Annotated in this window: 5 protein-coding genes and 2 pseudogenes; all 7 read right to left on the reverse strand. The window is 39.5% G+C overall.

The window, feature by feature from the left end:
• A pseudogene (locus G7034_RS11835) lies at positions 1-1,971 on the reverse strand (hypothetical protein); the annotation flags it as partial.
• Positions 1,972-2,622: 651 nt separating this feature from the next.
• A pseudogene (locus tag G7034_RS12090) lies at positions 2,623-3,192 on the reverse strand (GLUG motif-containing protein); the annotation flags it as partial.
• A gap of 720 nt (positions 3,193-3,912) precedes the next feature.
• Positions 3,913-4,107 carry a hypothetical protein gene (locus G7034_RS08095; RefSeq protein WP_166400464.1) on the reverse strand — a complete coding sequence of 65 codons (195 nt, stop codon included), beginning with the start codon at positions 4,105-4,107 and terminating at the stop codon, positions 3,913-3,915.
• 3 nt (positions 4,108-4,110) lie between these two features.
• Positions 4,111-6,045 carry a T9SS type A sorting domain-containing protein gene (locus tag G7034_RS08100; RefSeq protein WP_166400465.1) on the reverse strand — a complete coding sequence of 645 codons (1,935 nt, stop codon included), beginning with the start codon at positions 6,043-6,045 and terminating at the stop codon, positions 4,111-4,113.
• Between the two features lie 125 nt (positions 6,046-6,170).
• Positions 6,171-6,611, reverse strand: coding sequence for a hypothetical protein (locus G7034_RS08105; protein ID WP_166400466.1), 441 nt, complete (start codon positions 6,609-6,611; stop codon positions 6,171-6,173).
• A 117-nt stretch (positions 6,612-6,728) separates the two neighbouring features.
• Positions 6,729-8,393, reverse strand: a complete 1,665-nt coding sequence (locus G7034_RS08110; RefSeq protein ID WP_166400467.1) for a fibronectin type III domain-containing protein — start codon at positions 8,391-8,393, stop codon at positions 6,729-6,731.
• A gap of 420 nt (positions 8,394-8,813) precedes the next feature.
• Complete coding sequence (locus G7034_RS08115) at positions 8,814-9,539, reverse strand: DUF4082 domain-containing protein (protein WP_166400468.1); 726 nt, start codon at positions 9,537-9,539, stop codon at positions 8,814-8,816.
• Between the last annotated feature and the right edge of the window lie 43 nt (positions 9,540-9,582).

A 9,582-nucleotide genomic window follows, 5' to 3' on the forward strand; every position in this document is an offset into this window, starting at 1 on the left:
CCCCATTTTAGCAATATCTGCTGCATCTACCTCAGTAATTCCATCAGTAGCAAAACGCAAACGAATCGCGTCAATAACCTGATTTCCTTCATTTTGCAACTCGAATAACAAACTCATCTGATTATCGCTGAATGGCGCAGGTTTTGGAGAGGTGGTATTATCCTTCACACTTTCAGTAAAAGAAATATTTGAATCTGTTCCTATTAACTGAATAAAAAAAGCTTGTCCGGGTTCAATGAATTTAGGAACAGTTGAAAAGGGACTCGTATTGGTTGTATCACTGGGTGTTAGTCCCCATGTATTATTATTTTCAGCAACCAAAACAAAACCACCGCGGGTATTAATCATCGGATCCCAAACCCAATATTTATCATTCATAGCATTGGTGTTTGCTGTAAGTACACTACTCACATCAATCCTCGATTGGTATGGATTCGCTACAAAAGCATAGGTTGTACCACTAAATGCAGCGCTTGGGAAATTAAAACTTTCTGTTCCTACTTTTAACTCACCAGTAGCGATTAAAGTCGTAGGATTAGGAGTGGCATTATTATCGAGTAGTAAATTTGGATCTCGATCGCCACGAATCATGAGTCGGTAGGGAGTTCCTACTGTTAAATTAGTAGCATTGGTATTGGCGATAGCTTGCCACCCCGTTCCTGTAATAAACTCAAACATCGAAGGATTCCCAGTTGCTGTTTGATCAAATCCATTAGCTGTTGAACCTCCCGTTATATGCGTTCCTATACCTGCTTCATTAGCTCCGCCGTTTTGCCAGTTATCGAACATTCTGCCTCCATCTACGGGGCTAGCTACCATCCGAAAGGCGCGTTTGGCGGGGTAGTATTTCTCTACCACAACATCTCCTGTTCCTGTAATGCTTCCTGTAAATTCATCAAGATAGCTATCGCCTGTGGCATCGCTTTTAAAGGTAATTTGACCGTTGTTGGTGATGTTATGATTGACTTTTAGTATTTTATCAGGATTAATTGTTAGGTCTGCATTGCTTTCAATTTCTAAATTATTTATTTCCACATCAGTTGAGACTATTGGCATGTTGGTTGCCGTACCTAAAATAAGGACATCATCTGAATTAATAGGAGTATTGTTTTCCAACCAGTTACTGCTAGTATTCCACTGCGAGTCTGTTGCACCAGTCCACTTGATAGGACTACCGGTTCTAAAACTCCAGCTATCAGAGGTGGTACTAGTTGAGCCATCATTTGCGGTGGCGTACCATTCGTAGTGAGTTAATTCATCTAAGCCTTCCCAGGTGTGTGTTGCATCTGAACCACTATCCACGTTGGAGACGCTGGCAATAATTTCGCCGGTGCCGTTCAATGAATATGAATAAGCCCTTTCTGCACCTCTGCCAACATAATACAATTGGGTTCCTGTTGGGTTGAAGAATAAGCTATGGGCATCTCCGTGGTCAAGGTCTATTGAGATATTATCGGGCGTAGCCGTGGATAAGTCCCAAGCGGTGCTTAGGCTAAACTGATGTAGTTGGTTACTGCCATCGCCGAGCTCATACATTTTCTCACCATCTGGATGAAAAAATAGGCCTGTTGAAGAGGCATCCTGGGTGGAAATACTCACATTACTATAGGTCGCTGTGCTGATGTCCCAGGCCGTAGAAAGTTCGTACTCATAGATACTGCTATTGCTTAGCTCATACAGCATCGTTCCATCCGGACTGAAATAGATGTCCTCTGGATCAGAACTTTGGGTAGATATAGTTGCGTTGATGTTTTGTGTGTCCACTGTGTTGATTTCGCCACCGACCATATCCATCCAATGGATTTCACCATCTGCTTTTTCAAGTTCGTAATAGTTTGTTCCATCTGGACTTATGAAGAGGTCGGTGGAGTTGGCATTCACATTTGCCTGGCTATACTCAAATACGGCAGTGGACAAATCCCATGGGGTAGCGAGATCGAATTGATAAACTTCTTCATCACTGTAGCCCATGACATACATGGTCTCACCATCAGCGCTGAAGTGAATGCCTTCTGGTCCGGTGTCTTGTGTGTCAATTTCAATTTCATCGTAGCTTGCTGTATCGATATCCCATCCACTAACTTGGAAGAATTCTATGTTGATAGGATTACCTGAGGAGCTGGTGACTGTTACATCTAGTTCTGTGGGTGTTGGGATACCTGTACTGCCGTCTGCTGGACTATTTAGTACGAACTGAATTTTCTTCGGAACGACCTTATCTAAATGGGGGTAACCGTCGTTAATCGACGCATCGATGTTCCAGATATCATCTGTACCCAAATCATTGTTTGGATCATTCACAAAATCCCAGGCTAATGATAGTCCAGATGTGGATTCATTCGTAAAGGTAGCAACGTCCTGCATTTCTGAAGTGGTTTTTCCTGTACCACCGCCTGACGATGATTGCCCTGATGTCTGTGTATCCCAGAAACTGTCCGCATTTTCGGCATCGCCACCGTCTTCTCTTCCGGAGAGACCGCCTACGGGTGAGGCCACACCTGCCTGGTCAACGACACCGAAGCTGTAAGATTTTTTAATACTTGCATTACTGTTATCTCCTACTAGTCCACCTATCTTCTCTTGGTTACCCTGGCTGCCAGCAATGACTTCTGTACCGCTGTAGCTGTTTTCTATTGTTCCTGTTCCTTCGTTGTGACCTACTAGGCCACCAGTTCGCTCACCGCCATCAACAACCCCTGTAGTGAAGCTGTTCTCAATCCGCCCATTGTTTCTGCCTGCTAAACCTCCCATTTGGTTTTGCCCAGTTAGATTTACGTTTGCTACTCCAAGGTTGGTTACTTCGCCACCATCACCAATGTAGCCAAAGAGTCCGTTTAGTGCTTCACTAGAACGGTCTATAAATAGTCCGTCGATGGTATTTCCCTGCCCGTCATAGGAGCCAGTAAAATTGGTTGTACCATCACCTATAGGTAAAAATCCGTCACTGTTGTTATAAAAATCGCCGCTGCTTTCAAAGTCGGCATCCTCAAAAAGGATATCAGCTGTTTGCTCATAAACGGCATCCCACTCAGTAGATGAATTCTGTGAAAGCCAAAGCAAATTCTCCTTAGTAGCAATTTTATAGGGGTCAACACTGCTTCCTGAACCATTTGGTTGGGTTCCTTGCGACATTGCTATTCCCGTACTCATAAACACAAGGCTTAAAAGAGTAAATTTTAGTTTTTTAATCATAATTGCTGTTTTTAGTTTTTCAAAAAAGTAGGTATAATCCTACAAGGCTATAAAGAAATATATTAGTTGACTATCTATTAACACAGAATTACTAAACAATTAGCCTAATCTTTCATTGGTTAAACAAGAAAATAATGGTAATAGAAAAACAAAATTTCGAATCATCAACATCAAGCCAAAAGTGAACGCTGCTTAGCTTACAGATAAAAATCATTTTTTAAATTATCCCCCCCTTAAATCATTGTTCCAATTAAAAAAGATTTCCTACATAGGTGTATAGAATATAAAAAGTAATATCAAGTTAGTATAGCTTAATTTACTTCTAAATCAGTTTAAATTATTTGTTTGAAAAGCTTTGTACTTGATTAGAGTTATGCTTTTTTCTTCCAATCTCAAATCAGTTACAAACATTTCTGCTTACTACTAGGCATGTGGTTAATTTTTTACCATCTATAGCTTATTGAAAAAGTTTTTAGCCAAATTTTTATATCCAACAATAAAAAAACCACCCTTAAAAACTTAAAGGGTGGCTTCTGAAAAACCAAATTAAAAATAGATTGTTGCTTTACCAGCCTTGCCTGAATAACTCAAGCTCTTTTTCAAGCTGAATTTGTTCTTAAAGAACGAAGATGATGTTTACAAGAATTATAGCAATAGCTAGGTATAAAATATAGGACATGACATCGAGCTTATTGGTTTTTTTAATCGCTTGAGCATGGCTTATTTTTTCATTTTTTTTACGCCAAAGTAAGCTCCAACGAGTAAAGCTAAGGGAATAAGGAAATTGATGGGCACATCATTGACTTTATCTTCAAAACCACCCATAGCATCTTCAAGGCCTTGCCCGTAGGCGCTTGATAAGCCGAAAAGGCTTACCAAGGCTAGGGTGAATATTACTTTACTTATATTTTTCATGTTTTACTCTTTAATTAATTGTGTGCTTTGTTTGTTTCCTGCTTCGTCATTGAGTTTTACGATGTAAACGCCACTTGTAAAGTTGCTTACCTCTAATTGTAAACTACTTGCTTTTAGTGTTTGCTTTTCGGCATGTACCTGTTGACCAAGCATGTTGTAAATTTCTATGCTTACTTGGCTACCTAAAGCCAAGCTCGTTTGAATGTTCACTAAGTCTTTAGCTGGGTTAGGGTAGAGGCTAAATAATTTATTGTCCTCATCTTCCACACCCATGGTTTCTGTATCAAATTTCAAGGAAAATCGCGATGTGTCAACCGATTCGCTAATACTTTCATCTACATCAAAGGAATAAGTCTGCCCGTCTTCTAACAAAGTTTCCGTGCCTAAATACGCATCAACTAAATAAACTGCTGTTGTTCCAAAATTGTTTAAGTTAGCCATAAAGCTGTAGTCTTGATTTCGCCAGTTGTTAGTAAATAAGGGGATCACCTCATCATTTTCAGGGAAGTTTCTACGCTGAATAGTAAACAAGCTGTTTTCATTGACAGAAGCTAGGTTTTCGTCCAAGTTGCCCATTTTAGCAATATCTGCTGCATCTACTTCAGTAATTCCATCGGCAGCAAAGCGTAAACGAATGGCATCAATAACCTGATTTCCTTCATTTTTTAAATCCAACAACATGCTCATCTGATTATCGCTGAATGGCGCTGATTTTGGAAGTGTAGTAGTCACATCCTTTACACTTTCAGTAAACTGAATACTAGGATTACTTTGGGTAACTTGAGTAAAGAAGGCTTGTCCAGGTTCGATGAATTTGGGAACAGTTGAAAAGGGACTCGTATTGCTATTATCACTGGGTGTTAATTCCCATACCGTTGGATTATTAGTATTATTTTCAGCAACCAAAACAAAACCACCGCGGGTATTAATCATCGGATCCCAAACCCAATATTTATCATCTACAGCATTTGAATTATTGGAAAGAACTTCACTCACATCAATCCTTGATTGGTACGGATTCGCTACAAAAGCAAAGGTTGAACTACTTCCAGCACTTGGAAAGGTTTTTGTTACAGTGCCTACCTCTAACGTTCCTGTTGAGAGTAAAGTAGTAGGATTAGGAGTAGCATCATTATCGAGTAGTAAATTTGGGTCTCGATCGCCACGAATCATGAGTCGGTAGGGAGTTCCTGCCGTTAAATTAGTCGCATTGGTATTGGCGATGGCTTGCCATCCATTATCAAAATAGAATAAAGAAGGATTCCCAGTTTCAGTTTGGTCGAAACCATTAGCTCCAGTCGCTGAACCCGTAATATGGGTTCCAATCCCCGTTTCATTAGCACCGCCGTTTTGCCAGTTGTCAAATAGGCTACTACCGTTTACGGGGCTAGCTACCATCCGAAAGGCACGTTTAGCGGGGTAGAATTTTTCTACACTAAGGTTGGCTGTTCCGCCGGTTGATTCTACTACATAAGCTTCTTGACCCACGCTTGGATTAAGCATGGTAATCTTGTCTCCAGCCGTTAGTGTACCGCTGGTTAGCTTCAAGGTTTCACTAATGCCTAAGTGACCGCCAATAACGTTGGTAGTTCCTGAACTTTTGTCTAGCACTACGTTTTTTACTTCGTCGTTAGTTCCAAATGTAAAATTATCGGTGCTATTGGCATTGGTTGTACCGCTACCTATTACTAGAGTAGCATCATTAAAAGCAATGCTGCCAGCGCTATTGTCTAATCCAGCATCAAGGGTAAAGTTGACTTCAGTGTCTGACTTAAAGGTTAATGTTCCTTGGTTATTGACATCTTCGTTGGTGTAAAAGGCAGCTTCTTCTGCTACGTAAAGTTCTGTGCCGCTACTTATATGCAGCTGGGCGTAACTCGCTGAAACCGCAAGTAAGAGTATTAAGTTGAGTAAATGTTTCATGTTCTTCTTATTCATATTAATTTTTGAGTTGTTGTATATAAGCGTTTAAGTGTGCTAAGTTTTTAGGTTTTAATATAATCTCAACTATTAAGTAATGGATACAGACTATAAATTATAAGACAAATTGAAAAAAAAATCTATTATTTTACCTGCATGTTGGAACCAAAATTTTGAACTGCAAAACCTTCACTTGTAACTAGAGTCACTTTATTATTTCCATCTAGGTCTGTTCTAACGATGAATTCATCATTGGTTCCATCATTAGCTTTCTCAACCCAGTAAATATTTGATGGGGCATCGGTTGCAGCATCGCCCGTCATATTAGTCCAGTCCGTACCGTTATACAACTGTGCTTCGCCATTTGAGCCACAATTGGTACAATAAATCATTAATCCTTGGGCTGGGTTGCTGATAGTATTCCGCTTTGCTGCGATCATCCGTGGAGGCAGGAAACCTTTGGTCGTGCTTTGTACTTCAAGTTGTGCTGAAGCATCTGGGGTTGTAGTGCCAATGCCCACCTGAGCATTGGTGGTGTGTATAGCTATTAGGGCGATTACAATTGTAAATAGTGTTTTTTTCATTATTTGTAGATAAGCAAGTATTATTCTATTGCTGCTATTATGATTCGTAAATTGCAGACTGTTATCTGACCACTGTGTATTGTTTTCGTTTTTTTGTTGTATTAAATCACGATTTTATTATAATGTTTTTAAAACATAGGTTTTCGTCTTCGCTTTTACATATTGTGTTTTAATATCTACCCATTCTATATTAGTCCAATTTAATGTTTTGATACCAGTATCAGAATACATATACATACACATAAAATCATCACAAAACATAACTGTAGCTTCATAAGTCACTGTAGATCCAGAACTTGAGGTAAGGGTTATTCTTGGAAGTGTTGATGAAGTTCCACTATTTATGTTTGGTTCTAAGTCATCAAGGTAAAATGAAATAAAATCAAAATTCCCGGTACTAGCCGAAAGTCGAAACGTATTTTCTGAAGCTTGTGAATTTAATTCTGTAGAACCATAAAATACAATACCGCCTGCATATGAAGTTAGTTTTGTAATAGTAAATGGGGAAGCATCAACAGATCCTGCATCAATATATTCATTATATTCAGTGTTTTGTATATAACTTGTTCCTGTGGGTACTCGGTTTGTGTATTGATCAAGTATGGTGTAAGTTACCGGAGCTAATGGCGTAACTGAATCAGAGACCGCGCTTGCAGCACTTGTGCCAACAGCATTGGTCGCGGTTACCGTAAAGGTGTAAGCTGTTCCATTGGTAAGACCGCTAACTGTAATGGTTCCGCTTCCTGCCTGAGAAATACTGCCGGTTATACCGCCAGGATTTGAAGTCGCTGTGTAGGTGGTTATCGTGGATCCTCCATTATCAGCCGGTGCCGTAAAGGCTACATCAACCTTACCATTGCCTGAGGTTACACCTGAAATAGCTGGTGCATTGGAAGCAGAGGAAGCAGATGTGCCGTCCATATTCGACCACTGGATAGCATTAAATAAATTAAGCTGGTTGGTTGTGGTATTATAAATCATCAATCCGGGTACAGGAATGGCTATTAAATTACGATCATTCGTTGTCATTCGTGGAGGTAGAAACCCCTGCGTAGTACTTTTTACTTCCAAAGCCGCTGAGGACTCTATAGTTGTTGCTCCAAATCCCACATTCGAGTCACCATTTGAAATGTAATCTGGTGTTACTTTTACCCATTTCGAAGTTGCTGCATCGTATCGTAATAAATCGCCGTCGACTGCACCAGTTAAATCAAAGTTAGTATTTGTAACCCCTGTTAAGGCTGAACCATCCCCTGAAAAAGCAGAAGATGAAACAGTGCCAGTAAATGTAGGAGAAGCTAAATTTGCCTTGTTAGCCAGTGAGGCGCTTAGTCCATCAATTTTAGATTGTGCAATAGCTGCAGACGAGGAAATATCGGCATTAACGATTTCTCCATCTAGGATTTTGGCCGAGGTTACCGATCCATCTGCCAAGGTTGAATTGTTACTTAATACCTTCCACGTATCGTTATCGGCATCATAATAATAAAAACCAACAGCATCTATACTTGCTGTTTCAGTTGAAGACGTAACAGTGGTTATATCATCTATAAATACAATAGACCCGTTTTGATCAGTCCCATAAGCTGCTACTTTAGCGTCGAGTTCTGCAAGACTAAGCGATGGTACCTGCACTCCATCTGCCGTGGTCGTGCTTGCTGGTTCTCCAACAACTTGCAGGCTTGTTTTAGGGTCTGTAGTGCCTATACCCACTTGGGCATGTAGGTTGTTAAGGCTGAGTAGCAGTAAGCCTAGGCTCAAAAATTTGGTAAGGGTGTTCATTTTAGTTCTGTTTATTATTTTTTATAAAGAATTTAAATTTTATAATTTCTCATTTCTTACTTCGATATTCGTTATTTATGAAGCTATAATTTTGCTTAACCATGAATACACAGTGCGTACAAAGGTTTTATTTCAATTTTTTGATTTTCAATTTTGTCATCTAACACGTAACATCTAACCTTCAAAACTTTCATTTCTAATTAAGAATTTAAAATTGATTGACTCTCGCAAAGGCGCAAAGCAGATTTCAATCTATAATAAAACTTCCAACACCCTACATCAAACTTCTCATTTCTAACTACTTTGTAATTAATTCTTCGGTTGCTATGGTTTTCTGGATTTATCAAATCAAGACTTTGAAATGCTCTGATATCTTATACTTTTTAGGATGGTATATAGGCGTTAAATTAAAATTATAAGTTAATTTAAGTTTACCCATACGGTATTGATTGCATCGGGTTGTGAAATTCTAATCTCTGCAGCTATGTCATATGTATCGTTTGTACAAGACATCATAAAATCATCATCCATGACATTTCCCATACGGCTGTCATCTCCTGAGTCTGACCACTTCACCCCCAAACATCCCGTTGCATCGTTTGAAGATATGAAATAGGTGGTCCCTGCAACTACCTCAACTGGAGTTGAGAAGGTCCATGTATTCCAACCCGCTACCATATTCACTGAATTAGAATTCCCTAAAACCGTACTGGTATTATCACAAGAACTGACATCCATAATAACCAAAGAGGCTGTTTCACCTGTACCGGAGGTATTTAATTTAACCTCGTTTAAGGTGCCCGATATATTTGGCGTAAACCAAAGATTGCCACTGGTCATACAAGTACCTCCATTGTTAATGGTCGTGTTGGCAATAACTACATCTTCTTGCTGTTCTTCAACAGTAGTGAACAATTGTAGTTTTTTAGTTGTGGTATTATAAACCAACAAACCTGGTACAGGAGTGTCTATTAAATCACGCTCATTCGTTGTCATACGTGGAGGTAAAAGACCCTGCGTAGTACTTTTTATCTCTAAAGCCGCTGAGGATTCTGGACTTGTTGTCCCAATTCCTACTTGGGCTTGTAGGCTTGTAAGGCTGAGTAGCAGTAAGCCTAGGCTCAAAAATTTGGTAAGGGTGTTCATTTTAGTTCTGTTTATTATTTTTTATAAAGAATTTAAATTTTAT

Origin of the sequence: Psychroflexus maritimus (genome assembly GCF_011089875.1) — a bacterium.
Lineage (GTDB): Bacteria > Bacteroidota > Bacteroidia > Flavobacteriales > Flavobacteriaceae > Psychroflexus > Psychroflexus maritimus.

Excerpts from the sequence above, each read along its gene's own strand:
- G7034_RS08115 (WP_166400468.1), bottom strand. The coding sequence starts at position 9,539 with ATGAACACCCTTACCAAATTTTTGAGCCTAGGCTTACTGCTACTCAGC.
- G7034_RS08095 (WP_166400464.1), bottom strand. The coding sequence starts at position 4,107 with ATGAAAAATATAAGTAAAGTAATATTCACCCTAGCCTTGGTAAGCCTT.
- G7034_RS08105 (WP_166400466.1), bottom strand. The coding sequence starts at position 6,611 with ATGAAAAAAACACTATTTACAATTGTAATCGCCCTAATAGCTATACAC.
- G7034_RS08100 (WP_166400465.1), bottom strand. The coding sequence starts at position 6,045 with ATGAATAAGAAGAACATGAAACATTTACTCAACTTAATACTCTTACTT.
- G7034_RS08110 (WP_166400467.1), bottom strand. The coding sequence starts at position 8,393 with ATGAACACCCTTACCAAATTTTTGAGCCTAGGCTTACTGCTACTCAGC.